This window comes from Actinokineospora enzanensis DSM 44649, from assembly GCF_000374445.1.
Lineage (GTDB): Bacteria > Actinomycetota > Actinomycetes > Mycobacteriales > Pseudonocardiaceae > Actinokineospora > Actinokineospora enzanensis.
The window spans coordinates 1-1392 of the sequence record NZ_KB894488.1 but is presented as its reverse complement, the minus strand read 5'-3'; the positions used below and the strand labels follow the sequence as shown (position 1 = coordinate 1392).

Sequence of the window (1392 nt, the reverse complement as noted above, 5' to 3'; positions counted from 1 at the left end):
CTAGTAGTGCTTTGTTAGGTGGGATGTTCGGTTGGCTGTCGCGTGTGATCTTCTTACTGGGTGACTCCGGAGGAGATGGCTCGGGTTCGGCCGGTGATCGAGGACTTCGCCGGGTCGATGTTCGGTGGGTTCGCGCGGCGTGATCAGCGGGCGAAGGGCGAGTTGTATGTGCGTGGGTTGATGCTGGACGGCAAGCGCAAGTCGATGCAGCCGATGGCGGCGCGGCTCGGTGTCGATCACCAGCGGTTGCAGCAGTTCGTGTCCACCTCGACGTGGGATCATGTCGAGGTGCGCCGCCGCCTGGCCGGATGGGCGCGCGAGTTCGTCGACCCGGACGCGCTGGTCATCGACGACACCGGTTTTCCCAAGGACGGCAAGGACTCTCCCGGTGTCGCGCGGATGTACTGCGGTGCGCTGGGCAAGACCGGGAACTGCCAGATCGGGGTGAGCGTGCACGCGGTCACCGATTGGGCCTCGGCCGCGATCGACTGGCGGTTGTTCCTGCCCGAGTCCTGGGACGACGACAAGGCCGTCGACGAGCAGACCGCCGCCGAGGTCCGGATGCGTCGGGCGCGTAGCGCGATCCCGGACGAGGTCAGGCATCGGGAGAAGTGGCGCCTCGCGCTGGACATGCTCGACGAGGCCACCGGCGAGTGGGGCCTGCCCCGGCGGCCGGTGGTGGCCGACGCCGGCTACGGCGATGCCACCGAGTTCCGGCTCGGCCTGACCGAACGCGGCCTGGATCGGCAACGGCCGCCCGCCAGGACCGCGTTATCAGGACAAGCCCGTGGATCTGAAGACTCTGGTCATGAACGCCGGCCGGTCGGCAGGCAAGTTCGTGGTCTGGCGGCACGGAACCAGGAAGACGCCAGGCAACCCGACCGCGAGCATGCGCTCACGCTTCCTCGCACTGCGGATCCGACCGGCCAACCGCAACATCCCCCGCGCCGCCGACGGGACGCTGCCCGAGTGCCGGCTGCTGGCCGAATGGCCACCCGGAGCGGCCGAGCCCACCGACTACTGGCTCTCGACCCTCCCGGCGGACACCCGGTTGCGGGACCTGGTGCGGCTGGCCAAGATCCGCTGGCGCATCGAGCACGACTACCGCGAACTCAAACACGGACTCGGTCTCGATCACTTCGAAGGCCGCTCCTGGATCGGCTGGCACCGCCACGTCACCCTCGCCGCCGTCGCCCAGGCCATCTGCACCCAGCTCCGCCGCACCCCAAAAGTCCTTGCGCAGGCCTGACGCTCTACGCGGTCCTGCGCGAACTCCAAGCCTTACTCGCGGTCTGGACAGGCGTCTGCCACACCTGCCGACAACCCGTCCAGACCCCACCACCCGACACAACAACGACCCAGGCCAGCAACACCTAACAAAGCACTACTAGT

At 67.8% G+C, this 1392-nt stretch carries 1 protein-coding gene and 1 pseudogene; both read left to right on the top strand.

The window, feature by feature from the left end:
* Positions 1-75: 75 nt before the first annotated feature.
* Positions 76-885: pseudogene (locus C503_RS42820) on the top strand (IS701 family transposase); the annotation flags it as partial.
* A complete protein-coding gene (locus C503_RS49065) occupies positions 809-1249 on the top strand; it encodes a transposase (protein WP_425393554.1) in 441 nt (146 codons plus the stop codon). The pseudogene C503_RS42820 and the gene C503_RS49065, both read left to right, overlap by 77 nt.
* The last annotated feature ends 143 nt before the right edge of the window (positions 1250-1392 follow it).